Origin of the sequence: Stutzerimonas stutzeri, assembly GCF_000590475.1 — a bacterium.
GTDB classification, from domain to species: Bacteria; Pseudomonadota; Gammaproteobacteria; order Pseudomonadales; family Pseudomonadaceae; genus Stutzerimonas; species Stutzerimonas stutzeri_D.
Genome location: NZ_CP007441.1, coordinates 2,832,100 through 2,858,381, shown reverse-complemented (window position 1 = coordinate 2,858,381; position 26,282 = coordinate 2,832,100). Strand labels below are relative to the sequence as shown.

General features: G+C 61.8%; 19 protein-coding genes. 3 read left to right on the top strand and 16 right to left on the bottom strand.

Going from position 1 to position 26,282, the window contains the following annotated elements; genetic code table 11:
- Positions 1 to 102: 102 nt before the first annotated feature.
- The 3 genes from pepN (at position 103) to CH92_RS13005 (ending at position 6,497) form a co-directional block, all read left to right on the top strand.
- Positions 103 to 2,760, top strand: a complete 2,658-nt coding sequence (pepN, locus tag CH92_RS13015) for an aminopeptidase N (protein WP_025242206.1) — start codon at positions 103 to 105, stop codon at positions 2,758 to 2,760.
- A 281-nt stretch (positions 2,761 to 3,041) separates the two neighbouring features.
- The gene (locus tag CH92_RS13010; protein WP_025242205.1) at positions 3,042 to 4,130 is read left to right on the top strand and encodes a YCF48-related protein; all 1,089 of its coding nucleotides are present in this window, start codon (positions 3,042 to 3,044) and stop codon (positions 4,128 to 4,130) included.
- Between the two features lie 12 nt (positions 4,131 to 4,142).
- Entirely contained in the window at positions 4,143 to 6,497 is a 2,355-nt protein-coding gene (locus tag CH92_RS13005) for an efflux RND transporter permease subunit (protein WP_025242204.1), read from the top strand.
- Positions 6,498 to 6,954: 457 nt separating this feature from the next.
- Here the strand turns inward: CH92_RS13005 and nuoN are convergent, their stop codons facing one another.
- The 16 genes from nuoN to nirD all read right to left on the bottom strand — a co-directional run bounded on the left by nuoN (position 6,955) and on the right by nirD (position 26,195).
- The gene (gene nuoN / locus CH92_RS13000; protein WP_025242203.1) at positions 6,955 to 8,421 is read right to left on the bottom strand and encodes an NADH-quinone oxidoreductase subunit NuoN; all 1,467 of its coding nucleotides are present in this window, start codon (positions 8,419 to 8,421) and stop codon (positions 6,955 to 6,957) included.
- An 8-nt stretch (positions 8,422 to 8,429) separates the two neighbouring features.
- The gene (gene nuoM, locus CH92_RS12995) at positions 8,430 to 9,959 is read right to left on the bottom strand and encodes an NADH-quinone oxidoreductase subunit M (RefSeq protein WP_025242202.1); all 1,530 of its coding nucleotides are present in this window, start codon (positions 9,957 to 9,959) and stop codon (positions 8,430 to 8,432) included.
- A 22-nt stretch (positions 9,960 to 9,981) separates the two neighbouring features.
- Positions 9,982 to 11,826 carry an NADH-quinone oxidoreductase subunit L gene (gene nuoL / locus CH92_RS12990; RefSeq protein WP_025242201.1) on the bottom strand — a complete coding sequence of 615 codons (1,845 nt, stop codon included), beginning with the start codon at positions 11,824 to 11,826 and terminating at the stop codon, positions 9,982 to 9,984.
- Positions 11,823 to 12,131: an NADH-quinone oxidoreductase subunit NuoK gene (gene nuoK, locus CH92_RS12985; protein ID WP_025242200.1), complete on the bottom strand. Its 309-nt coding sequence runs from the start codon at positions 12,129 to 12,131 to the stop codon at positions 11,823 to 11,825. Before nuoK ends, nuoL begins: the two co-directional genes overlap by 4 nt.
- Positions 12,132 to 12,135: 4 nt before the next feature.
- Positions 12,136 to 12,636: an NADH-quinone oxidoreductase subunit J gene (gene nuoJ, locus CH92_RS12980; RefSeq protein ID WP_025242199.1), complete on the bottom strand. Its 501-nt coding sequence runs from the start codon at positions 12,634 to 12,636 to the stop codon at positions 12,136 to 12,138.
- A 70-nt stretch (positions 12,637 to 12,706) separates the two neighbouring features.
- Positions 12,707 to 13,255: an NADH-quinone oxidoreductase subunit NuoI gene (gene nuoI / locus CH92_RS12975; RefSeq protein ID WP_025242198.1), complete on the bottom strand. Its 549-nt coding sequence runs from the start codon at positions 13,253 to 13,255 to the stop codon at positions 12,707 to 12,709.
- A gap of 12 nt (positions 13,256 to 13,267) precedes the next feature.
- Positions 13,268 to 14,263, bottom strand: a complete 996-nt coding sequence (nuoH, locus tag CH92_RS12970) for an NADH-quinone oxidoreductase subunit NuoH (protein WP_025242197.1) — start codon at positions 14,261 to 14,263, stop codon at positions 13,268 to 13,270.
- Positions 14,260 to 16,962 (bottom strand): NADH-quinone oxidoreductase subunit NuoG, encoded by a 2,703-nt coding sequence (gene nuoG / locus CH92_RS12965; RefSeq protein ID WP_025242196.1) that lies wholly within the window; start codon positions 16,960 to 16,962, stop codon positions 14,260 to 14,262. The genes nuoH and nuoG overlap by 4 nt, the downstream gene beginning before the upstream one ends.
- Before the next feature lie 111 nt (positions 16,963 to 17,073).
- Positions 17,074 to 18,411 carry an NADH-quinone oxidoreductase subunit NuoF gene (nuoF, locus tag CH92_RS12960; protein WP_025242195.1) on the bottom strand — a complete coding sequence of 446 codons (1,338 nt, stop codon included), beginning with the start codon at positions 18,409 to 18,411 and terminating at the stop codon, positions 17,074 to 17,076.
- Positions 18,412 to 18,416: 5 nt separating this feature from the next.
- Positions 18,417 to 18,911 carry an NADH-quinone oxidoreductase subunit NuoE gene (gene nuoE / locus CH92_RS12955; protein WP_025242194.1) on the bottom strand — a complete coding sequence of 165 codons (495 nt, stop codon included), beginning with the start codon at positions 18,909 to 18,911 and terminating at the stop codon, positions 18,417 to 18,419.
- 1 nt (position 18,912) lies between these two features.
- Positions 18,913 to 20,694, bottom strand: a complete 1,782-nt coding sequence (gene nuoC / locus CH92_RS12950) for an NADH-quinone oxidoreductase subunit C/D (RefSeq protein ID WP_025242193.1) — start codon at positions 20,692 to 20,694, stop codon at positions 18,913 to 18,915.
- Positions 20,695 to 20,756: 62 nt separating this feature from the next.
- Positions 20,757 to 21,431, bottom strand: a complete 675-nt coding sequence (locus tag CH92_RS12945) for a NuoB/complex I 20 kDa subunit family protein (protein ID WP_025242192.1) — start codon at positions 21,429 to 21,431, stop codon at positions 20,757 to 20,759.
- Positions 21,432 to 21,441: 10 nt separating this feature from the next.
- Positions 21,442 to 21,849, bottom strand: a complete 408-nt coding sequence (locus CH92_RS12940; protein ID WP_025242191.1) for an NADH-quinone oxidoreductase subunit A — start codon at positions 21,847 to 21,849, stop codon at positions 21,442 to 21,444.
- A gap of 225 nt (positions 21,850 to 22,074) precedes the next feature.
- Entirely contained in the window at positions 22,075 to 22,842 is a 768-nt protein-coding gene (gene cobA / locus CH92_RS12935) for a uroporphyrinogen-III C-methyltransferase (protein ID WP_025242190.1), read from the bottom strand.
- Between the two features lie 76 nt (positions 22,843 to 22,918).
- Positions 22,919 to 25,615, bottom strand: a complete 2,697-nt coding sequence (locus CH92_RS12930; protein ID WP_025242189.1) for a nitrate reductase — start codon at positions 25,613 to 25,615, stop codon at positions 22,919 to 22,921.
- Between the two features lie 253 nt (positions 25,616 to 25,868).
- Positions 25,869 to 26,195, bottom strand: coding sequence for a nitrite reductase small subunit NirD (nirD, locus tag CH92_RS12925; protein WP_025242188.1), 327 nt, complete (start codon positions 26,193 to 26,195; stop codon positions 25,869 to 25,871).
- Positions 26,196 to 26,282: the final 87 nt, after the last annotated feature.

Sequence of the window (26,282 nt, the reverse complement as noted above, 5' to 3'; positions counted from 1 at the left end):
ACCCATGCTTGTAGGTGGATCAGCTTCATCGATCCACCGAATGAACTATTCACTCGCAGCTTGAAGCCCGCCGCTTGAAGCTGCCTCGAAGAGGCCTTCCCGATGCGCACCGAACAACCGAAAGTCATTCATCTCAAGGATTACCAGGCGCCTGAGTACCTGATCGATGAAACCCATCTGACCTTCGAGCTCTACGAGGACCGCACTCTGGTCCATGCGCAACTGGTGATGCGGCGCAACCCGGACGCCGGTAATGGACTGCCCCGGCTCGAGCTGCATGGCCAGGATCTGGAACTGCTGTCATTGTCGATCAATGATCGTCAACTCGGTCTAGGCGACTACGAGGTGGCTGGGGAGTGTCTGACCCTGCAGCCCGGTGTGGCGAGCTTCACTCTCGACAGCACGGTGGTGATTCACCCAGAGAGCAATACTGCGCTGGAGGGCCTCTACAAATCCGGCAGCATGTTCTGCACCCAGTGCGAGGCCGAGGGTTTCCGCAAGATTACCTACTACCTCGACCGCCCGGACGTGATGAGCAAGTTCACCACCACGGTCAGCGCGCAGAAGCAGGCCTATCCGATTCTGCTATCCAACGGCAACCCGCTCGCCAGCGGTGAAGAGAATGACGGGCGTCACTGGGTGACTTGGGAAGATCCATTCAAGAAGCCCGCTTACCTGTTCGCGCTGGTGGCCGGGGACCTCTGGTGCGTCGAGGACAGCTTCACCACCATGAGCGGCCGCAACGTGGCGCTGCGCATCTATGTCGAGCCGGAGAATATCGACAAATGCCAGCACGCCATGGACAGCTTGAAGAAGTCGATGAAGTGGGACGAAGAGGCCTACGGTCGCGAGTACGACCTGGACATCTTCATGATCGTCGCGGTCAACGACTTCAACATGGGTGCGATGGAGAACAAGGGCCTCAATATCTTCAACTCCAGCGCCGTGCTGGCGCGCGCCGAAACCGCTACCGATGCCGCGCATCAGCGGGTCGAAGCGATCGTTGCCCACGAATACTTCCATAACTGGTCGGGCAACCGCGTCACCTGTCGCGACTGGTTCCAGCTGTCGCTGAAGGAAGGCTTCACCGTCTTCCGCGACTCGCAGTTCAGCGCTGACATGAACTCGCCGACGGTCAAGCGCGTCGAGGATGTGTCCTACCTACGGACCCATCAGTTCGCCGAGGATGCCGGCCCTATGGCCCACTCGGTGCGCCCGGAATCCTTCATCGAGATTTCCAACTTCTACACCCTGACCGTCTACGAGAAAGGCGCTGAAGTGGTGCGGATGATCCAGACGCTGTTGGGCGAGGAGGGCTTTCGCAAGGGCAGCGACCTGTATTTCGAACGGCATGACGGCCAGGCCGTGACCGTCGACGATTTCGTCAAAGCCATGGAAGACGCCAACGGCGCCGACCTGACCCAGTTCAAGCGCTGGTACAGCCAGGCGGGCACACCGCGCCTCGCCGTCAGCGAGCAATACGATGCAACCGCCAAGACCTACAGCCTGACCTTCCGCCAGAGCTGCCCAGCAACGCCGGGGCAGAGCGAAAAGCTGCCATTCGTGATCCCGGTTTCGCTGGGCCTGCTGGACGGCCAGGGCAACGAGATCGCATTGCGCCTGCAAGGCGAGCAAGCGCCCGCCGGTACTTCCCGCGTGCTGGCGGTCGACCAGGCGGAGCAGACGTTCACCTTCGTCGACGTTTCCGAGCAGCCGCTGCCCTCGTTGCTGCGCGGTTTCTCCGCGCCGGTGAAGCTTGAGTTTCCGTACAGCCGCGATCAGTTGATGTTCCTGATGCAGCATGACTCCGATGGCTTCAACCGCTGGGAGGCGGGGCAGCAGTTGTCGGTGCAGGTGCTGCAGGAAATGATCGGCCAGCATCAGCGCGGCGAGGCGCTGCAGCTGGATCAGCGTCTGGTCGAGGCGCTGCGTAGCCTGCTGGAGGACGAACGCCTGGATCCGGCGATGGTCGCCGAAATGCTCTCGCTGCCGAGCGAGGCCTACCTTACCGAGATCAGCGAAGTGGCGGACGTCGATGCCATTCACGCGGCGCGCGATTTCGCTCGTCAAGGCATCGCCACGGCGCTGTTCGATCTGCTCTGGAAGCGCTACCAGGCCAACCGCGAATTGTCCCGGCAGACATCTTACGTTGCCGAAGCCAGTCACTTTGCCCGTCGTGCCCTGCAGAACATTGCCCTGTCGTATCTGATGCTCAGCGGCAAATCTGAAGTCGTAGCCGCCTGCGTCGAACAGTTCGAGCAAGCGGACAACATGACCGAGCGCCTGACCGCACTCGCGGTGCTGGTCAATTCTGATTTCACGGCCGAGCGCGACAAGGCACTCGAAGCCTTTGCCGAACACTTCAAGGACAACCCGCTGGTAATGGATCAGTGGTTCAGCGTGCAGGCCGGCAATACCCAGCCGGGAGGGTTGGAGCGTGTTCAACGTCTGATGCAGCATCCGGCGTTCACGCTGAAGAACCCGAACAAGGTTCGCGCATTGATCGGAGCTTTCGCCAACCAGAACCTGGTCAATTTTCATCGGGAGGACGGTGCCGGCTACCACTTCTTGGCCGATCAAGTCATCGTGCTGAACACGCTCAACCCGCAGATCGCCTCGCGCCTGCTGGCGCCGCTGACCCGCTGGCGCAAGTACGACGCCAGCCGCCAAGCACTGATGAAGGCCGAGTTGGAGCGGATTCTGGCCTCGGGCGAGCTGTCCAGCGATGTCTATGAGGTGGTCAGCAAGAGCCTTGCTTGACGCCCTGACCGCCTGAGCCGGGCCGACGAGATAGCCCGAAACGAAATCCCGCGCATCGCCGCGGGATTTTCGTTTTCGAGACCCGAATCGGCTTCTTCGAAGCGGAACGCATCGCGCGGCGAACCCCCCGTGCCATAAGGCGTGCCTATCGGGCAACATCAATCAGCCCGGCTTAACAAAACATAACGTCCAGACAATTGCCGCCGCTTTCGAAAGCCCTATAGCATGGCCCAGCTTGATATCAACTCAGGCCTTACCTAATAAGAATAAAGGGGGTATGTATGAGTGAGCCCGTCATGTGGCGCACCCAGTTCGGCCGTGCGGCACAAACGCTTCGCAAGCCGATATTCAGCTCGTCGCTGGCAAGAACACTCTCGCTCTGCAGTGTGCTCTCAACTCTGGTTCTGATTGCGGCACCGGCTCAAGCGCAAAGCGCTACGGAGCCCGGCACTCGCTATGCGATCGAATCGCAAAAAGCCGCATCCTCACTTCTTCTTGACATTGCCTATGCCGGCTCGCGTCTGGTCGCGGCAGGGGATCGGGGGCACATCCTTTATTCCGATGACGGCGGCATCACCTGGTCGCAGGCCAAGGTGCCCACTCGTCAACTGCTCACTGCCGTGTATTTCGCTGATGACAAACATGGCTGGGCGGTCGGTCATGACGCGTTGATTCTGGCGACCAATGATGGTGGCGGGACCTGGACGCGGCAGTATGAAAACCGCGACGGCGAGGTGCCGCTGCTCGACGTCTGGTTCGAAAACCCGCAACACGGCTTCGCGACCGGCGCATACGGCGTGCTGCTGGAAACCATCGACGGTGGCCAGAATTGGGAAGACGTCGCCGACCGCCTCGATAACGAGGACGGCACTCACCTCAACGCCATTGCAGAAATCCCCGGCTCCGGCCTGTTCATCGTCGGCGAAATGGGCGGCATGTTCCGTTCCCCTGACCTGGGCGAGACCTGGGAGCGCGTCGAATCGCCATACCAGGGTTCCTTCTTCGGCGTTGTCGGTGGCGGTGAGCCCGGCGTGGTGGTGGCATTCGGGCTGCGTGGACACCTGTTCCGCTCCACCGATTTCGGTGACAGCTGGCAGCCGATCGAGTTGCTCGACGGGGGCGAGCCGATCGAGTCAGGACTCGCGGACGGCAATCTGCTGCCCGACGGGCGCATCGTGGTGGTAGGCCACGGCGGTACCGTGCTCAGCAGCGAGGACAAAGGGCAGAGTTTCAAACTGTTCAGTCGGCCGGATCGACGCTCGCTGTCAGGCGTGGTCGCCAACCCGGACGGCAACCTGGTCCTCGTCGGACAGAGCGGCGTCAGGGTCGTTTCGCCGAGCGGCGCGAACCTGCCCGTAAAACAACAATAAGCCGGAGCCACCATGACCAAGCATCAACAGAAACCGGCCTCTTTTCTCGAGCGCCTGATCTTCAACAATCGACCGGCAGTGATCCTCATCTGCCTGTTGGTCAGCGTGTTCCTGTTCTACCAGGCTGCCCAGGTTCGTCCTTCGACCAGTTTCGAAAAGATGATCCCACTGGGGCATCCCTACATTCAGAACATGCTGCAGCATCGCGATGACCTGGCCAACCTGGGCAACACGGTGCGGATTTCCGTCGCGGCCAAGGATGGCGACATCTTTTCCAAGGAGTACATGGAAACGCTGCGTCAGATCCATGACGAAGTGTTCTACATCCAGGGTGTCGACCGCTCCAACATGAAGTCGCTGTGGAGCCCGAGCATCCGTTGGACCGAGGTGACGGAGCAGGGCTTTGCCGGCGGTGAGGTGATTCCACAGACCTATGACGGGTCGCCACAGAGCCTCGGCGATCTGCGCAGTAACATCCTCAAATCCGGCCAGATCGGCCGCCTGGTGGCGAACGACTTCAAGTCCAGCATCATCGATGTGCCGTTGATGGAGTCCTATTCGGACCCGGATGACCGCAGCAAGCTGATCAAGCTCGACTACCAGAAGTTCTCCCACGAGCTGGAAGAGAAGATTCGCGACAAGTACGAGGCGCAAAATCCGAACGTCGAAATCCACATCATCGGCTTCGCCAAGAAGGTTGGCGATCTGATAGATGGTCTGGTCGGTGTCGCGTTGTTCTTCTTCGTCGCCATCGGCATCACCCTGGCGCTGCTGCTGTGGTTCACCCGCTGCTTCAAAAGCACCGTCGCAGTGGTGATCACCACGCTGATCGCGGTGATCTGGCAGCTGGGCCTGCTGCACACGCTCGGTTTCGGCCTGGATCCCTATTCGATGCTGGTGCCGTTCCTGGTCTTTGCGATCGGTATTTCCCACGGTGTGCAGAAGATCAACGGCATCGCCATGGCATCCGGCGAAACCGATGACCCGCTGTCGGCCGCGCGCATGGCGTTCCGCCAGTTGTTCATACCCGGCATGGTGGCGCTGGCATCTGACGCGGTTGGCTTCGTTACGCTCCTGCTGATCGATATCGGGGTGATTCGCGAGCTGGCGATCGGCGCATCGCTGGGCGTGGCGGTGATCATCCTGACCAACCTGATCCTGCTTCCGGTGGCGATCTCCTACATGGGCATCAGCCGTCGCGCGGTCAAGCAGGCCCGCGAAGAAGCGGCTCGCAACCATCCGTTCTGGCGCTTGCTGTCGAACTTCGCCAATCCGGTGGTTGCACCGATTTCCATCGTCATCGCGTTGCTGGCGGTCGGTGGCGGCCTCTGGTACGGCCAGAACCTGAAGATCGGCGACCTCGATCAGGGCGCCCCGGAGCTGCATCCGGACTCGCGCTACAACCTCGACAACAATTTCGTGATCCGCAACTACTCCACCAGTTCCGACGTGCTGGTGGTGATGGTCAAGACCGCACCTGAAGGTTGTGCCCACTACGACACGCTCGCCGCCATGGACGAGCTGATGTGGAAGATGGAAAACACTGAAGGCGTGCAATCGGCGGTTTCGATGGTCACCGTGGCGCGGCAGAGCATCAAGGGCATGAACGAGGGCAGCCTGAAGTGGGAAACGCTGTCGCGTAACCAGTTCGTCCTCAACAGCTCCATTGCCCGTGCTGAAGGCATGTACAACAGTGACTGTTCGCTGGCGCCGGTGTTGGTGTTCCTCAACGATCACAAGGCCGAGACGTTGGAGCACGTGGTATCTGCGGCGCGCGAATTTGCCGAGGAAAACAATCGCGAAGGGTTGGAATTCGTCCTTGCCGCCGGTAACGCCGGTATCGAAGCGGCCACCAACGAGGTCATCGCTGCGTCCGAAACCACCATGCTGATTGCGGTGTATGCCGCGGTGAGTTTCATGTGCTTGCTGACCTTCCGCTCCGTCGCGGCGACGCTCTGCGTGATTCTGCCGCTGGTGCTGACCTCGATCCTCGGCAACGCCTTGATGGCGTTCATGGGAATCGGCGTGAAGGTGGCGACGCTGCCGGTGATCGCCTTGGGTGTGGGTATCGGTGTCGACTACGGCATTTACATCTATAGCCGTCTGGAGTCCTACCTGCGCCAGGGTATGACGCTGCAGGAAGCCTACTACCAGACCCTGAAATCTACCGGTAAGGCTGTGATCTTCACCGGCATCTGCCTGGCGATCGGCGTGTTCACGTGGGTCTTCTCGGCAATCAAGTTCCAGGCCGATATGGGCCTGATGCTAACGTTCATGTTCCTCTGGAACATGGTCGGCGCGATCTGGTTGCTGCCGGCGCTGGCACGCTTCCTGATCAAGCCGGAGAAGCTGCGGCAAAAGGCGTGATGCGCTCATAGCGAAAAAAACCGCGACCTCAGGGTCGCGGTTTTTTTTGTAGGCAGCACAGGGTCCTTAAGCGCGAGCTATTTGGCACGGCTTTGCGCGCTGTTTGGCACTTGGTAGGGCTAGAGGCGCCTCGTGTTTTAGCGCTTCCTTTCGCATCGCGGGCCACTTGTGCGATGCATCGCGCATCAAATCGATGAGGACATGAGTCTTCGGGCGCGCGGGCTATCTCCATCTCTATCGAGACGAGCTCAGAGCCCAATGCAGAAACAGCAACGGGCCGTGCAGTTTCGATGGTGATGGTCTGGCTGGTCAGTTTGCAGTCGTAAGGTCCATGAGCTGTCATTGTGTGGCTCTGGAAATGGATGAGCGCCTATCGTCGCATCACGACCTCACCGGTTGCGCAAATGCCGCCTAGAACAACCCATCCATCACCTCTGGCCGCCAGGTCATGTTCAACCTATACAGCCGCGAGCCCCGCTTGCTGAACCAGTTCCAGCAGCGGCTGTGGGTAGACGCCGAGGAAAAAGGCCAGCACGGCAATCGCCAATAGCATGATGCCGCCGGCACGCTGCCCCCAGTTCGAAGGAGCATCGTGACGACGGATGCCCGGCTCGACCAGATACAGCGTCACCACGACCCGCAGGTAGTAGAACAGGCCCACGGCGCTGCCGATGATCAGCGCGCCCAGCAGCCACCATAGCTGTGACTCGACCCCGGATGCGATTACGTAGAACTTGCCAACGAAGCCCGCCGTCAGTGGAATCCCGGCGAGTGACAGCATCATCACGGTAAGCACCGCCGTGAGGTAAGGTCGCCGCCAGAATAGGCCGCGGTACTCATACAGCGCGTCCGCATCGCGCCCTTTGTAAGGGCTCGACATCAGGCTGACCACGCCGAACGCACCGAGGGTGGTGAGCAGATAGGTGACCAGGTAGACCCCGATGGCCTCGACGGCCAAACCCTTGCTGGCGATAAACGCGACCAGCAGATAGCCGAAGTGGGCAATCGATGAATAACCCAGCAGGCGCTTGAGATTGCTCTGGTTCAGCGCCAACAGGTTGCCCATCAGGATCGAAGCGATGGCGATCAGGCTCAGCGCATCGTTCAGCCAGCCACCGCTGGTGGCGGGCGACAACTGATACAGGCGCAGCAGTACCGCGAACACCGCAACCTTGCTGGCGGTCGCCAGAAAGGCCGCGACTGGTGCCGGCGCGCCTTCATAGACATCGGGTGTCCACAGATGAAAGGGCGCGAGCGAAAGCTTGAAGCACAGGCCGACCAACAACATGCCGATACCGGCCTGTACCAGCATGGACGAGCCTTGTGCCGCCAGGCTGGTACCGATGCTGGTGAAATCGAGACTGCCTGATTCGGCATAGAGCAGCGCCGTGCCGAACAGCATGAAGGCGCTGCCGGCACCGGAAAGCACCATGTACTTGATACCGGCTTCCAGCGAGCGCTTGTTGAAGAAGGCATAGGCAACCAACCCGTAGACCGGTACCGAGAGCAACTCCAGACCGATGAAGAGCCCAGCCAGGTGCTGAGTACTGACCAGCACCAATCCGCCCGCAGCCGACAACGACATCAGCAGGAAGAGCTCTTCGCGATTACCCGGAAAGCCTTCCGAATTGGCTTCGCCGAGGTAGGCATGCGCCAGCGTCACGCAGGCCAGGGTCGCCACCAGCACGAGAGCCGTATAGAAATAGGCAAAGGCATCCAGCCGCAGCATTGGCGTTACGTTCAGTGGGGCCACCTGCAGGGCTGGCACTATCGAAAGCAGCGCAAGCGTCAGGCCTGCGGAGGTAACGACGAAGGTGAGCCCGTAATGACGCCGCCAGGCAATCGTCAGCATGACCGCGATGGCAGTGGCACCGGTAATCAGCAGAGGTAGCAAGGCGATGATGTATTGCTGAGTCAATTGCATAGCAGTTACTACCGGGCCGAAACGGTTGGGGAGAAAGCGGCATCAAGCCATTGCTGCACGCCGCTGATGGTGGCGTGCGAGGTGTCGAACACGTGCTGTGGGAACACACCCAGCAGGACCAGCAGCAGCGCCAGGACCAGCACCATGGACACTTCGCGCCCATCCAGGCCCTGTAGCAGCCCTTCGCCACGAGACGGACCGAAGTAGGCCCGGTGGATCATCGCCAACGAGTAAACCGACGAGAGCACCAGGCCGAACGTAGCGATCACCACGACCCAGGGCGAATCGGCAAAGGCGCCGAACAGCACCACGAACTCGCCGATAAAGTTGCCGGTGCCCGGCAGGCCCAGTGAGGCGGCAGCGAAGAACAGGCTCAGTGGAGGAAGCCACGGCAGGCGCGACCAGAGGCCGCCCATTTCGCGCATGTCCCGGGTATGCAGGCGTTCATAGAGCTGACCGCTGAGGATGAACAGCGCTGCAGCCGAAATCCCATGGGCGATCATCAGCACCACGGCACCCTGCAATGCGAGCTGGCTGCCCGAGTAGATCCCGATCAGCACGAAGCCCATGTGGGAGACGCTGGAATAGGCGATCAGTCGCTTGATGTCATTTTGTCCGAACGACAGCAGCGCGCCGTAGAAAATGCCGAGCAAGCCCAGGCCCATGGCGATCGGTGCGAAGTCCATCGAGGCTTCTGGAAACAGGGGGAGGGCAAAGCGGATCATGCCGTAGGCGGCCGTTTTCAGCAGGATGCCGGCCAGGTCGACTGAGCCCGCTGTCGGTGCCTGAGCGTGTGCATCGGGTAGCCACGAATGCAGCGGCACGATGGGAAACTTCACTGCAAAGGCGATGAAGAAACCCAGCATCAGCAGGTACTCGGTGCCCGGCGCCAGGTCGGCCTTGAGCAGCAGCTCATAGTCGAAGGTCAGGGTGCCGGTGTTGTGGTAATTGACCAGAACCAGGCCAAGGATCGCCACCAGCATGATCAAACCGCTGGCCTGGGTGTAGATGAAGAATTTGGTCGCCGCATTGATCCGCGAACGCTTGCCTTCGGCGCTATGGCCCCAGAGTGCGATGAGGAAATACATCGGCACCAGCATCATTTCCCAGAAAAAGAAGAAAAGGAACAGGTCGAGGGCGAGGAAAACCCCGACGACTCCGCCGAGAATCCACATCAGATTGAGGTGGAAAAATCCGACGTGACGCTGGATCTCTTTCCAGGAACAAAGCACCGAGAGCACGCCGAGAAGGCCGGTCAGAATGATCATCAGCAGCGACAGGCCATCGAGCGCAAGGTGCAGATTGATGCCGAAGCGCTCGATCCAGACGTGCTTGAACTGCAGCGCCCAGTTAGCCTCGGCGCCAGGGGCAGGGGCCAGCTGGTAATCGCCGGTCGCCCACAGCCAGAGGCCGATCGCGAGCAGCAATGCCATGGTGAGCAGGGCGATCCATCGCGGCATGCTTTTGTCGAAATGTTCGACGAGCCAGCAGAGCAGGCCGCCGATGAAGGGGATCAGGATTAACCAGGGCAGAATCACGGGTTCGAGTCCTTGCGCAAATTCAGAGCAGAACGACGCCGAGCAACAGCACGGCTCCGCCAACGATGGACAGGGCGTACCAGCGCAACTGGCCGGTTTGGCTGCGGCTCAATAGTGCATGGCTGCCACGCGCTGTACGCGGGATCAGGCCGATGGTGGCATCGACAGGATCACGGGCGAGCAATCGGCAGAGCCACAGATACGGCTGCACGAAGAGCTTGTCGTAGAGCCAGTCGAAACCCCAGGCGGCGTACCACCAGCCAATCAGGAATCGTCCCGGCGCGCTCTGGGCTATTACGGTGACCAGGCCTCGCTTGCCGAGGAACAGCATGGCGGCGAGCAGGATGCCGGCCAGGGCGATGGCGCCCGACGCGATCTCCAGTTGGTGCTTGGCTTCACCGCCGGCATGCCCGACGCTTTCCGGCAGGACACCCACCAGCGGCGGCGCGATCAATGCGCCGACAAACGTCGACAACAGGATCAGGACCATCAGCGGCACGCTGTGAGCAATACCTCGCCCGGCATGGGCCTCGACCTTCGCTTCGCCGTGGAAGGCGATGAAGATCAGCCGGAAGGTGTACAGCGAGGTCAGGAAGGCACCCGCCAAGCCGGCGTAAAGCAAACCGCTGTGACCGCTGGCGAAGGCTTCCCAGAGAATCTCGTCCTTGGAATAGAAACCGGCGGTGATCAACGGCAGCGCCGCCAGGGCCGAGCCGCCAACGATGAAGCTCGCGTAGGCCAGCGGCAGTTTCCTCCATAGGCCGCCCATCTTGAAAATGTTCTGCTCGTGATGGCAGGCGTGGATTACCGCGCCGGAGGCGAGAAACAGCAGGGCTTTGAAGAACGCGTGGGTCATCAGGTGAAAAATCGCCGCATCCCAGGCACCGACACCGAGAGCCAAAAACATGTAGCCGATCTGGCTCATGGTCGAGTAGGCAAGGATGCGCTTGATGTCGGTCTGCACCAGCGCGGCGAAGCCAGCCAGTACCAGCGTCACGCCGCCGACGATGCCGACCAGTTCGTGCACGTCCGGTGCGAGCAGGAACAGGCTGTGGGTGCGGGCGATCAGGTAGACACCCGCGGTGACCATGGTCGCCGCGTGGATCAGCGCGGACACCGGGGTCGGACCGGCCATGGCGTCGGCCAGCCAGGTTTGCAATGGCAGTTGCGCCGACTTGCCGACCGCCCCGCCTAACAGCGCCAAGGTCGCCAAGCTAATCCAGAGATCGCCGCTGGCGAACTTCTGTGGCGCCAGCACCAACAGCTCCTGGATATCCAGCGTACCGAGCTGAACGAAGAGGATGAACAGACCGAAGGCCATCAGCACGTCGCCGACACGGGTGACGATGAAGGCCTTGAGCGCCGCGTTGCCGTTCTTGCGTTCCTTGAAGTAGAAGCCGATCAACAGATACGAGCACAGCCCCACACCTTCCCAGCCGAAGTACAGCAACAGCAGGTTGTCACCCAGTACCAGCAGCAGCATGCTGAAAATGAACAGGTTGGTGTAGGCGAAGAAGCGCGAGTAACCCTCTTCACCACGCATGTACCAACTGGCGAACAGGTGGATGAGAAAACCCACCCCGGTGACTACGCCAAGCATCGTCAGCGACAGGCCGTCCAGGTGCAGGCCGAAGGCGACCCTGAAGCCCGCGACGTCCAGCCATTGCCAGAGGTGCTGGGTAAACACTCCATTGGCGGGCGGCGCGGTGTTGAACTGCCAGATGCACAGCGCAGCGATCAGTGCAGACAGGCCGACCGAGCCAACGCCGATCACGGCGGCCAGATTTTCGGATATCCGGCCGCGCGAGAAGGCCAGCAGGAAGTAGCCGAGCAGCGGAAAAACGAAGGTCAGGAATAGTAGGCTCATCCGTGCATCTCGCTTGCAGCATCGACATCGAGGGTGTTGAAGCGGCGGTACAGCTGCAGCAGGATCGCCAGGCCAATGGCGGCCTCGGCGGCAGCCAGTGTGATCACCAGGATGAACATGATCTGCCCGTCAGGCTGCTCCCAGCGGCTGCCGGCCACGACGAACGCCAGGCCGGTGGCGTTCATCATCACCTCCAAGCTCATCAGCATGAACAGGATGTTGCGCCGTACCATCAGGCCGACCAGCCCCAGGCAGAACAGCACGGCGGCAACGGCCAGACCGTGTTCCATCGGAATCGAATGCATGGCGTTACTCCTTCGCCTCGTGGCGGCCAAGGTGGAAGGCGGCGACCAGCGCCGCCAGCAGCAGCATGGAGGCCAGCTCGACGGCCAACAGGTAAGGCCCGAAGAGGGCGATGCCGACTTCTTTGGGGCCTACGGTGGTGAGGCCGGCCGGCGCGTATTCGGATGCTGAGAACAGCGCCCAGAGCAGCTGCGCCAGCAGGATGGCTGCCAACAGCGAGGGGCCGAGCCACACGCGAGGCGCCATCCAGCCGCGCTCCTGGCTGACGGTGTTGCGCCCCAGATTGAGCATCATCACCACGAAGACAAAGAGCACCATGATGGCGCCGGCATAGACGATGACTTCCAGCGCGCCGGCAAAGGGCGCGCCCAGGCTGAAGAAGCACATCGACACGGCCAGCAGTGAGGTGATCAGGTAAAGCAGGGCGTGCACCGGATTGCTACCGGTTATGACTCTCAGCGTGGCGACCACGGCTACGCCGGAGGAAAAGTAGAAAGCGAATTCCATTAACGCATCCTCGACCGGTGAGCATCTGGCGCGAAGCCGGTGTGCGGGAAACCTGCGAATCGAGATGGCGTCATGGCAACAATCCCTTGACGTTGATCGGCTCCGCCTCGTTCTGCGCGGCACCCTTGGGCTTACCGGCGATGGCCAGGCCGGAGACGCGGTAGAAGTTGTAGTCGGGGTATTTGCCAGGGCCGGAAATCAGCAGGTCTTCTTTCTCGTACACCAGGTCCTGACGCTTGTACTCGCCCATCTCGAAATCCGGGGTGAGCTGGATCGCGTTGGTCGGGCAGGCTTCTTCGCACAGGCCGCAGAAGATGCAGCGCGAGAAGTTGATGCGGAAGAACTCCGGGTACCAGCGGCCTTCGTCGGTTTCGGCCTTCTGCAACGAGATGCACCCCACTGGGCAGGCCACTGCACAGAGGTTGCAGGCCACGCAGCGTTCCTCACCGTCGGGGTCACGGGTCAGCACGATGCGACCGCGATAGCGGGGCGGCAGGTAGACCGCTTCTTCCGGGTACTGCAGGGTGTCGCGTTTGCGAAAGCCGTGGCTGAAGATCATCACCAGGCTGCGTAGCTGGGTGTAGGTGCCATGCAGCACCGCGCCAATGTATTTGAACATGGTGTTTCCTCCTTACTGGGCCGCGGCCAGCACGAGTGCGCCGGTCACCAGCAGGTTGATCAGGGTCAGCGGCAGGCAGAATTTCCAGCCGAAGGCCATCACCTGGTCGTAGCGCGGGCGCGGCAGAGAGGCGCGCAGCAGCACGAACAGCATGATGAAAAAACCGGTTTTGATGGCGAACCAGAAGAACGACAGCCAGGGCAACGTGTCGAGAAACGGGCCATGCCAGCCACCGAAGAACAGCGTGGTCAGCAGCGCCGAAATAGTCACGATGCCGATGTATTCACCGACGAAGAACATGCCCCACTTCATGCCCGCGTACTCGACGTGGTAACCGTCGGCCAGTTCCTGCTCGGCTTCCGGCTGGTCGAAGGGATGGCGGTGGGTGACCGCGACACCGGCGATGAAGAATGTGCAGAAGCCGAGGAACTGCGGAACGATGAACCAGAGGTGCTGCTGCTGGTATTCGACGATGTCGCGCATGTTGAACGAGCCGACCTGAGCGACGATGCCCATCAACGACAGGCCCAGAAACACCTCGTAGGACACCGTTTGCGCCGAAGCACGCAGGGCGCCGAGCAGGGCGAACTTGTTGTTGCTCGCCCAGCCGGCGAAAAGCACGGCATAGACGGTGAGGCCCGCCATGGCGAAGAAGAACAGCAGACCGATGTTCAGATCCGCCACGCCCCAGGTCGGCGTTATCGGCACGATGGCGAAGGCGATCAGCAGTGAACTCATCGCCACCACCGGCGCCAGGGTGAAAATCAGGCGATCGGAGAACGGCGGATTCCAGTCCTCCTTGAAGAACATCTTCAGCATGTCCGCGGCGATCTGGAACATGCCGAACGGCCCGACGCGGTTGGGACCGTAGCGGTCCTGCCACCAGCCCAGCAGGCGCCGCTCGACGAAGCTCAGCAGCGCCCCGCAGACCACCACTGCGAGCATGATCACCAGCGCCTTGACGACAGCGACAATCACATCGATCACCTCGGGAGTCAGCCAACTCATCGGGCGCCCCCCAGTTCAGTGGCGAGATTGCCGGCGAACACAGGAACGCCAGCCAGACCGACCGGTAGGCCTACGAGACCGAGGCCCAGCGATTCGTCGATGCGGACCGGCAAGCGCAGGTGCTGATCTGCGACATGCAGACTCAGTAGCTCGCCTTCGGTCACGCCTGCACGGCTGGCTTCGGCTTCGGCCAGGGCGACGTAGGGTTGCGGGATGCGGCTCTGGATCGGGGCGGCGAGAGACGAGGTTTCCTCGCTACCGAACAGATGATGAATTGGCACTACCTGCCAGGTACCGGGCGCAGGCGCGAATGCGTCGGGTGCAATGCTCCAGTGCAGATCCTGGCGTGCATCATCGAGCAGGCGAACGCCCGGGTCGCCAGCGCGTAAGTGACCCCCCACTTCATCCTGGAACTTGTTCCAGGCCTGCGGCGAGTTCCAGCCCGGCGACCAGGCGAACGGGATCTGTTGACGGTCCTCGGCGCTGCCGGAATAGCCTTCCATCGAATAAGCGAACGGCGAGTCCGGATCCTGCGGCTGACGCGGCTCGTGCACGCTGATATTGGCGCGCATGGCGGTGCGTCCGCTGTAGCGCAGCGGCTCGCGTGCCATTTTCAGGCCCTTGATGCGGAACGAGGCGAGCGGGGCGGCATGGAGGATGCTAGCCAGTTGCGGGTTGGTTGCCGCGCAGTCTGCGGTCACCTGATCCAGATTGGTCCAGTCCACAACCTTGCCCTGAAGCGTGCATTGCAGCGCATGCATCCAGCGCCAGCCTTCGCGCACCAGAATCTTGCTGTCGTAATAGCTGGGCTCAAAGACTTGGAAGAAGCGCTGCGCGCGGCCCTCCTGGCTGACCAGCGTGCCATCAGCCTCGGCAAAGCTGGCGGCCGACAGCACGAGGTGAGCCTTGGCCGTGGTCGCCGTCTGCTGGTGATCAGCGACGATGACGGTTTTTGCCGCGGCAAGGGCGGCGTCGACCTTGGCCTGGCTGGCGCGGCGATACAGATCGTTCTCGAGCACGATCACCGCGTCGGCACTGCCTGCAATCAAGGCATCCAGCGCGGCGTCCACGGACTCGCCGCCGAGCAGCGCGACGCCGAGGCTGTTGGCTTCCGGCACGATGAGACTGATCGAGGCGTTCTTCTCACGATTCTTCAGCGCCTGGGCGATGTTGCCCGCCGCTTCGATCAGGCTCTTCTCGCCCAGCGAGGCGCCGCTGATCAGCAAGGGCCGCTTGGCGGCGAGTAGCGCGTCGGCGATCTGTTGCGCCAGTGCTCGGCCCTCGGCTTCCAGACCCTGGACAGCCGGTGCGCTGGGATCGATGGCGTGCGCCACGGCGAAACCAAGACGGGCAAGATCGGCCGGTGCGGCATGTACGCTCTGCTCGGCAATGTCATCGAGGCGGGTCTGGGCGACGCTGGCGATGAATACCGGATGCAGGGCGCCCTGTGCGACGTTCTGCACCGCCGCGATGTGCCAATCCTGAACTTTCATCGAGGCGGCGATTTCAGTGGCCTTGCCCTTGGCGGCCTGACGCACGGCCAGCGCCATGCGCGCGGCCGTCTGGGTCAGGTCTTCGCCGAGAATGAACACCGCATCGTGGCTTTCGATCTCGCGTATCGATGGCACCGGCAGCGGGCCGTTCTGCATCAACTGGCGGATCAACCGGATGTTTTCCAGCTCAGCGGCGGCGATGCCGCTGTAGAAGTTCTCCGCACCGACCAGCTCGCGCAGCGCATGGTTGCTCTCCAGACTGGCGCGCGGCGAGCCGATACCGATCACGCGTTTGCCTTCCAGCAGCCTGGCAGCCGTGTCGAGGGCAGCGTCGACGCCGAGTTTATCCGCGCCCAGCAATGGCTGGCGGGGCCGGTCGGAGCGGTTGACGTAGCCGTAGCCGAAACGACCGCGATCACATAGAAAGTAGTGGTTTACTTCGCCGTTGAAGCGGTTCTCGATACGACGCAGCTCACCGTAGCGTTCGCCGGGGCTGGTGTTGCATCCGGACGCGCAGCCATGGCAGATGCTCGGCGCAAACTGCATGTCCCATTTGCGGTTGTAGCGCTCGGAGTGAGTCTTGTCGGTAAACACACCGGTTGGGCAGACCTCGGTGAGATTGCCGGAGAACTCGCTTTCCAGCACGCCGTCTTCGACACGGCCGAAATACACGTTGTCGTTGGCGCCGAATACGCCCAGGTCGGTGCCGCCCGCATAGTCCTTGTAGTAGCGCACGCAGCGATAGCAGGCGATGCAGCGGTTCATCTCGTGGGCGATGAAGGGGCCGAGCTCCTGATTCTGGTGGGTGCGCTTGGAGAAGCGGTAACGGCGTTGGTTGTGGCCGGTCATCACCGTCATGTCTTGCAGATGGCAGTGACCACCTTCTTCACACACGGGGCAGTCGTGCGGGTGGTTGATCATCAGCCATTCGACGACGCTGGCACGGAACGCCTTGGCTTCCTCGTCCTGGATGGAAATCCAACTGTTGTCGGTGGCGGGGGTCATGCAGGACATGACCAACCGGCCCCGGGTGTCGTTTTCATCGGAATACTGCTTGACCGCACATTGGCGGCAGGCACCGACGCTGCCCAGCGCCGGGTGCCAGCAGAAATAGGGGACATCGAGGCCGAGCGACAGACACGCCTGCAGCAGGTTGTCCGCCCCATCGACTTCGTAGTCTTTGCCGTCTACGTGGATAGTGGCCATTTCTAGGTCTTCTCATCCGCTTGCGCGGGTCTGGCTAATAGGAAATCTTTTCGCTTCAGGCGGGTGTTGCCTGTGCAACCAATGCGTTCAGGCTTCAGCGCCTGCAACCCTTCATGCCGGCAGCGCCGGGGCGATTGCCGTCTGGGCGACGCCCGCTTCGAACTCATGTCGGAAATACTTGATCGCGGCGCCGAGCGGCTCCACTGCGCCCGGCGCATGAGCGCAGAAGGTTTTGCCGGGGCCGAGGAAATCCACCAGTCGCAACAGGATGTCGAGGTCCTGGGCGGTCCCTTGGCCGCGCTCCAGCGCACGCAGGGTCTTCACGCTCCAGGGCAGGCCGTCGCGGCATGGGGTACACCAGCCGCAGGATTCGCGGGCGAAGAACTCTTCCATGTTGCGTAGCAGCGAAACCATGCTGATGGTGTGGTCCACGGCCAGCGCCAGGCCAGTGCCCATGCGGGTGCCGTACTTGGCGACGCCGCCGGCGTACATCTGCGCTTCCAGGTGCTCGGGTAGCAGAAAGCCGGTGCCGGCGCCGCCGGGCTGCCAACATTTGAGCGTATAGCCGTCCTTCATGCCGCCGGCGTAGTCCTCGAACAGCTCACGGGCGGTGATGCCGAAGGGCAGCTCCCATATGCCGGGATTCTTCACTTTGCCTGAGAAGCCCATCAGCTTGCTGCCATGGTCTTCACTGCCGGGGAGGGCCAGGGATTTGTACCAGTCCACGCCGTTGCCGATGATCGCCGGCACGTTGCACAGGGTTTCGACGTTGTTGACGCAGGTCGGCTTGCCCCACACGCCGACCGCAGCGGGAAAGGGTGGCTTGGCGCGCGGGTTGGCGCGGCGGCCTTCCAGCGAGTTGATCAGCGCGGTTTCCTCGCCACAGATATAGCGGCCGGCACCGGTGTGTACGAACAGCTCGAAATCGAAGCCGCTGCCGAGGATGTTCTTGCCCAGCAGACCGGCGGCTTTTGCTTCGTCGATGGCGCGTGTGAGGTTGCGCGCCGCATCGACGTATTCGCCGCGAAGGAAGATGTAGCCGCGATAGGCCTTGAGCGCGCGGGCACTGATGATCATGCCTTCGATCAGCAAGTGCGGCAGCTGCTCCATGAGCAGGCGGTCCTTCCAGGTGTTGGGCTCCATTTCGTCTGCGTTACATAGCAGGTAGCGGATGTTCAATGATTCGTCGGCGGGCATCAGGCCCCACTTCACGCCGGTGGGAAAGCCGGCGCCGCCACGGCCTTTCAGTCCGGAGTCCTTCACCGTCTGCACAATATCGGCTCCGGCCATTTCGGCCAGCGCCTTGCGCAGCGCGTCGTAGCCGGCCTTCTGGCGATATTCTTCGAGCCATACCGGCTCGCCGTCGTCGCGCAAGCGCCAAGTCAACGGATGGGTTTCTTCGCTGCGCTCGATGCGGTTGGCCGGGCCGATGGATGCCAGTCGCTTGATGACGCTCATTGATAGGACTCCAGCAGAGCAGCGACACCGCCAGACTGGATGTCGCCGAAAGTGTCGTCATCGATCATCAGCGCCGGGGCCTTGTCGCAGTTGCCCAGGCAGCACACCGGAATCAGCGTGAAGCGGTTGTCGGCGGTGGTCTGGCCGGGCTGGATGCCGATCTGGTCGCGGATGCTGTCCAGTATCGACTCGTGGCCGCCGATGTAGCAGGTCATGCTGTCGCAGACGCGGATGATGTGGCGGCCCACCGGCACGCGGAAAATCTGGCTATAGAAAGTGGCGACCCCTTCGATATCGCTGGCCGGGATGCCAAGGACTTCGCTGATAGCATCGCAAGCGCCGTCCGGCACCCAGCCGCGGGCTTTCTGCACGACCTTCAGGGCCTCGATGGACGCGGCGCGCGGATCTTCGTAATGGTGCATTTCACGCTCGATGGCCGAGCGTTCGGTTTCGCTGAGAACGAAACGGTCAGTCTTGATCAGAGTGCTCATATCAGCGGTCCACGTCGGCCATAACGAAATCGATGCTGCCCAGGTAGGCAATCAGGTCCGGGATCATGCTGCCGCGGATCACCGAGGGGATCTGCTGCAGATGCGGGAAGCTGGGCGTGCGGATGCGTGTGCGGTAGCTCATCGTGCTGCCATCGCTGGTCAGGTAATAGCTGTTGATGCCCTTGGTCGCTTCGATCATCTGGAAGCTTTCGTTGGCCGGCATTACCGGGCCCCAGGAAACCTGCAAGAAGTGCGTGATCAGGGTTTCGATGTGTTGCAGCGTGCGCTCTTTCGGCGGCGGCGTGGTCAGCGGATGGTCGGCCTTGTAGGGCCCTTCCGGCATGTGCTTGAGGCACTGCTCGATGATTTTCAGGCTCTCGCGCATCTCGCCCATCTTGACCATGCAACGGTCATAGGCGTCGCCGTTGACCGCCAGTGGCACTTCGAAATCGAAATGTTGATAGCCGGAGTAGGGGCGAGCCTTGCGGATGTCGAAGTCGAGGCCGGTGGCGCGCAGGCCAGCACCGGTAACGCCCCACTCAAGCGCCTCTTTGGTGTTGTAGGCCGCAACACCCTTGGTGCGGCCCACGAGAATGCTGTTTTTCAGCGCCGCCTTTTCATATTCCTTGAGACGCTTGGGCATCCAGTCGAGGAATTCGCGGACCAGCTTGTCCCAGCCGCGCGGCAGGTCGTGTGCGACGCCACCGATGCGATACCAGGCCGGGTGCATACGGAAACCGGTGATGGCTTCGATGACTTTGTAGGCGCGCTGGCGGTCGGTGAAGGTGAAGAACACCGGGGTCATCGCGCCGACGTCCTGAATATAGGTGCCCAGGTACAGCAGGTGGTTCTGGATGCGGAAAAACTCGGCCATCATCACGCGGATGAAGTCGACCCGGTCCGGCACGGTGATGCCGGCCAGTTTCTCCACGGCCAACACGTAGGGCAGGTTGTTCATCACCCCACCGAGGTAATCGATGCGGTCGGTATAGGGGATGAAGCTATGCCAGCTCTGGCGCTCGGCCATCTTCTCCGCGCCGCGGTGGTGGTAGCCGATCTCCGGGACGCAATCGAGGATTTCCTCGCCGTCGAGTTGCAGGATGATGCGGAAGGCACCGTGCGCCGAGGGATGGTTAGGGCCGAGGTTGAGGAACATATAGTCCTCGTGCTCGCCGTGGCGCTGCATGCCCCAGTCTTCGGGCTTGAAGCGCAGGGCTTCCTGCTCCAGGTCCTGCTTGGCGGCGTTCAGGCTATAGGGATCGAATTCGGTGGCCCGCGCGGGATAATCCTTGCGCAGGGGGTGACCTTCCCAGGTCGGCGGCATGAGCATACGGGTGAGGAGCGGGTGGCCCTCGAACGTGATGCCGAACATGTCCCAGATTTCGCGCTCGTACCAGTTGGCGTTGGGCCAGATGGCGACGGTAGTGGGCAGGTTGAGATCACCTTCCTTGAGCGCGACCTTGATCATCACGTCGCTGTTTCGCTCAAGGGACATCAGGTGATAGAACACGCTGAAATCGGCAGGTGGCAGGCCACGGCGATTAGTGCGCAGGCGCTCATCAGTGGCGCTCAGGTCATAGAGCATCACGTAGGGCTTGCTGAGCTGGCGCAGGAACCCCAGCACTTCGATGAGCTTTTCGCGTGGCACCCAGAGCACCGGCATGCCGGTCAGGCTGGGTTGCAACGTGAAGGTTTCGGCGCCAAAGCGCGTGTTCAGCTCGACCACGATATCCTGGTCGTCAGCCTTGTAAGGCGGGATGTACAGAGCATTGCCTGCAGTCATGATCTCGGTCACTTTCGGTCAACGGTTGGGTGTGGAGAGGCTTTCCAGGCGGAAAGCTGGGCTCACACGTCGTCGGGGCTGCGCAGGTTGGTGACCTGGATACGCTGTTCGCGCCGCTGTTCCTTCTGCGACGGCATCTCGGCGCGGTAGACGCCTTGATCGCCGACGACCCAGGAAAGCGGGCGACGCTCCTTGCCGATGGATTCCTGCAACAGTTGCAAACCGTGCAGGAACGCCTCGGGGCGGGGCGGGCAGCCGGGTATGTACACGTCCACGGGGAGGAACTTGTCGACCCCCTGAACGACCGAGTAAATGTCGTACATACCACCGGAGTTGGCGCACGAACCCATAGAGATGACCCATTTGGGTTCGAGCATTTGTTCGTAGAGACGCTGGATGACGGGTGCCATCTTGATGAAGCAGGTACCGGCGATGACCATGAAGTCGGCCTGGCGCGGCGAGGCACGGATGACTTCGGCACCGAAGCGGGCGATGTCGTGAGGCGCGGTGAAGGCTGTGGTCATCTCCACATAGCAGCACGACAGGCCGAAGTTGTACGGCCAGAGGGAATTCTTGCGCCCCCAGTTGACCGCGTCACTCAGCACGTCTTCCAGCTTGCCCATGTAGATATTGCGATGAACCTGGTCTTCTAATGGATCGGCAACAGTCTCCTGCTGGCCGATCGGATAACGGTCATTGACCGCATCCGGATCGATCCGGGTAAGTTTGTATTGCATGCGAAGAGCCTCATTGTTTTAGCTTCGCCTGTCGCTCGCGACGGCTGGATGGCGCCCAATCGAGCGCACCCACCCGCCAAAGGTAGACAAGACCCGCCAACAGAATTGCTATGAATACGGTAGCTTCAATGAGGCCCGCCCAGCCGCTTTCGCGTACCGAGACAGCCCAGGCAAAGAGATATAGGGCTTCAACGTCGAAGATCACGAAGAGCATCGCGACCAGATAGAATTTTGCAGAAAAACGCAGCCGTGCATTGCCCGTAGGCAAAATACCGGACTCGAAAGGTTCGTTCTTGGCGCGACCCCAAGCCTTGCTGCCGAGCAAGCTGGAAGCGCCGAGCATGAACGCGCACAGCGCGATGACGCCGAGAAGAAATACCGCGAAGCCCCAGTTGTGGGGCAGAGTGACATCAGGCATGCCGGACTCCTTGGAGGAACGGCTTTATTGCAGCTGCGGCTAAGCGTCGCAACCTTGTGATGGGTGCACATACTATGCCCATAAAAAGTGCACGTACATGTTTCTAATGAAACTTATTGAAATATTTTTGTTGTTTGGTCTATTTCGGCCTGAAACGAGGGTTAGGCTCTAGACCGGCCGGTCAAGCATGATCACGAACCCGCAGGGCTGACTCGGTTGCTTCCCTCACGCCGCACTGCCAGCACTGCCATTGGCTTGTTTCACTTGTTCATCGCCATAGGCCCTCTGTGTCGCTGCCACTTCACCGATCACCAGAATCGCCGGGCTCTTGAGCTGGAAGCTTGCCGCGTCGGCGCACATGGCGGCGAGGGTAGAGCGGCATTCGCGCTGCTGTGGCAGGGACGCGTTTTCAATCATGGCCACCGGGGTGCTGGCCGGCAGGCCGCCTTCGGTCAGGCCGCTCTGTACCTGCTGCAAACTGCTCACGCCCATGTAGACGACCAGTGTCGTGCCGGTCTTCGCCAGCGCATGCCACTCGGGGCTGCTGCCGTCGAGCGTATGCGCGGTAACCAGCGTCACGCCACGGGCAATGCCGCGCTGGGTCAGGGATATCCCGCACTGAGTGGCGCCGGCCAGCCCGGCGGTAATGCCGTTGACCATTTCGACTTCAATGCCGCGCTGGGCCAGCCATTCGGCCTCTTCGCCGCCGCGGCCGAAGATGCACGGATCCCCGCCTTTCAGACGTACCACGCATTTGCCCTGCCGGGCGTAGCGCAGCATCAGCCGATGAATGAAGGCCTGCGGCGTCGAGCGGCAGCCGCCGCGCTTGCCCACAGGGATCACCCGCGCGTCCGGGCAATGTTCGAGTACGGCAGGATTGACCAGATCATCGATCAATACCACCTGCGCCTCACCCATGGCTCGCACGGCCTTGAGCGTCAGCAGTTCCGGGTCACCAGGGCCGGCGCCAACCAACCAGACTTTTGCGCTCATGTTTCTTCCTCTCATGCTGCTGTAATGGTGTTGGCGACACGCTATGCATCGCCATTTGTCCCTACTTGTGGGCCGTTCATGCCACCGCCGGCTGCTTCGCCAGCAACCGCTTGATTTCCGGAACACAAGACCCGCAGCTGGTGCCGCAGCCCAGCTCTCGCTTCAGTCCATCCAGATCGAGCCCCCTTTCGATGCCCCCGCAGATCGCGTCCTCGCTCACGTTCATGCAGTTGCACAGGGTCCTGGCCGCACGAGCTCCTCCACCCGGCGGTGTGCTCAGCGGTGCCAGCAGCCAGCGACGCAGCGCCTGATCGGCTGTGCCGTCGTGCCAGAGCTGCTTCAGCCAATCGCGTGCGGCGGTTTCGCCGGACAGGCTGAGGGCGACGATGCGGCCATCCTCGATGCGCACCCGCTTGCCGACGCCGCGCCGTGGATCGTCGTAAGCCACTACTGGGCCTTCATCAAGCGCCAGCATTTGTTCGATTTGAGCCAGCTGCGTTGCATCCGGGGCTTCGTTACAGGCGGCGCGGATGACCAGCGCCGGTCGGTCTCGCCCGGTCAGGCTGAAGCTGGCATAGGCGAAGCCTTCGAATAATGGCCGCAACGCCTCGAAGCGCTTCTGCACCTGGCCTTCGACCAGAGCAAAGAACTGCCAGGGCAGTTCGACCTTTTCCACCTCGATTCCGGCGTGCTTGAGCTCCGGCTGTTTGGAGACCGGATCGAAGTCGGGCAGGGTCAACACATTCACGCCCATGCCCTTGAGGAAACGATCACCCCAATGCATCGGCATGAAGGCCTGACCGGGCCGCAGGCTGTCATCCTTCTGCACCGGCAACAGCAGTTCGCCACGGCGGCTACGGACCTTGACCAGCTGGCCGTCGAGTAGACGGCGACGGCGCATGTCGTCGGTGCTCATGCTGAGCAGCGCCTCCTCGACGTGACCGAACAGCCGCGCTGCGGTGCCGGTGCGGCTCATGCCGTGCCAGTGATCACGCAGGCGGCCGGTGTTCAGCGTGAGCGGGAAGCGCGCTTCGCGTTTCTCCTTCGGTGCCTGGTACTGCTCGGCGAGAAAGCGTGCGCGCCCGTTGTCGGTGGGGAATATCCCGTCGCCATAAAGACGCGTGGTGCCCTCTGTGCTGCCGGCGGGGAAGGGCCACTGCTGCGGCCCAAGCCTGTCGATCAGTGCGTGGCTGAGTCCGGACAGATCCAGGTCGCGGCCCGCAGTGAGGAGCTTGTATTCCTCGAAAATCGCTGACGGCTTATCGAAGGCGAACAGGCTGTCCTGGCCCGGACGCATCAGCGTTTCCAGCCGGCGAGCGAAGTCGCAGGTGATCGACCAGTCGGCACGCGCCTCGCCTGGCGCGACGATGGCGGGGCGCACGTGGCTGACGCGACGCTCAGAGTTGGTCACGGTACCTTCCTTCTCGCCCCAACTGGCGGCGGGCAGAAGGACATCGGCGTAGCGACAGGTTTCGGTGGTGAAAAAAGCTTCCTGCACCACTAAGAAAGGGCAGGCTGCCAGGGCTTCGTGAACCTTCTGCTGGTCCGGCATGGATTGCGCGGGATTGGTACAGGCGATCCACAATGCCTTGACCTTGCCGCTGCGCACGGCCTCGAACAGCTCGATCGCGGACAGGCCTGGCGCCTCCGGCAATGTCGGCACGCCCCAGTAGTCAGCCACTTCGGCGCGATGCGCAGCGTTGCCCGCTTCGCGATGGCCGGGCAGCAGGTTGGACAGGCTGCCGGTTTCGCGACCGCCCATGGCATTGGGCTGACCGGTCAGGGAGAAAGGGCCGGCGCCGGGTTTGCCGATCTGACCGGTGGCCAGGTGCAGGTTGATCAGGGCGCTGTTCTTGGCGCTGCCGGCGGTGGATTGGTTGACTCCCATGCACCACAGGGACAGAAAGCTGGGCGCGTTGCCGATCATCCGTGCGGCGGTATGCAATTCGTTGACGCTTATGCCGCACAGGCCCGCCACCATCGACGGGTTGTAGTCGCGCACAAGGTTCTTCAGCTCATCGAATCCATCGGTATGAGCGTCGATGAAGTCACGGTCGATCCAGCCTTCCCACAGCAGGATGTGCAACAGGCCGTGGAACAGCGCAACGTCAGTCCCTGGCAGGATCGCCAGGTGCAGGTCCGCCAGGTCGCAAGTGTCGGTGCGCCGCGGATCAACGACGATGACCTTCATTTCCGGGCGCTTGGCCTTGGCTTCTTCGAGGCGACGGAACAGCACCGGATGCGCATAGGCCATGTTGCTGCCGACGATGAGCAGACAATCGCTCTGCTCGATGTCCTCATAGCTGCACGGCGGGGCGTCGGCGCCGAGGCTGCGCTTGTAGCCGACCACGGCGGACGACATGCACAGCCGCGAGTTTGAATCGATGTTGTTGGTGCCGACCAGCGCGCGGGCAAGCTTGTTGAAGGCGTAATAGTCCTCGGTCAGCAGCTGGCCGGAGATGTAGAAAGCGACGCTGTCCGGGCCGTGCTCGGCGATGGTTTCGGCGAACACGTTTGCCGCGTGGTTCAGCGCGGTGTCCCAATCCGAGCGAGTGCGGGCCAGGCCCTTGCCCAGCCGCAATTCGGGGTAGAGCGCGCGGGCGTCCAGGTCCCCGGTCAGGTGCAGCGTTGCTCCCTTGCTACACAGTTTGCCGAAATTGGCGGGATGATTCGGGTCGCCGGCAACATCGAGGATGCGCTCGCCATCGTGCTCGATCAGCACGCCGCATCCCACCCCGCAGTAGCAGCAGGTCGAAGCGGTTGTCTGGCGCATGGCGTCGTCTCCTGGCTGTTTGTTCATGAATGGCTCGCTGGCTGTAGGAGCTGCATTTGTAGGGTGGGCTTTAGCCCACCGTTAACACGGTGGGCATGGCGGCGCTTTGCTTCACCCTGCGTTTCTCTAGCGTTGCCGTGCGGCAATGGCCTCAGGATCGGGATCTTGGTTTGCTACAGCGAGAGGTCCGCTCGCTCTGCTTGGTGGGCTGAAACGGAACGCCGCCCGGCCCACCCTACGGTTGTCGGCACGCTCAGGCGCACTCGGTTGCGTTGTTCAGCGAAAGCAGCACGCGGCCGTTCTCGATCCGCGCTTCGTGTCGATGCGCGCAGCCCACATCCGGCGCCACGGCTTCGCCGCTGTCGAGGTTGATCTGCCAGTTGTGCAGCGGGCAGGCAACCTGCTTGCCGAAGACGATGCCCTGGGACAGCGGGCCGCCCTTGTGCGGGCAGCGGTCGTCCAGTGCGAACACCTGATCGTCGGCGGTGCGGAAGACCGCGATGTCACCCTTCGGCCCGGCGACGATGCGTGCGCCGAGCGGGTTGATCTCGTCCAGGGAGCAGATGTCGAACCAGGTCATGGCTGTTTTCCTTGCAATTCGGTTGATCAAACGGCTTTTCCATGGGGGCGAATTTATTCGCCTGACTCATACAAGCCAGGGCTAACA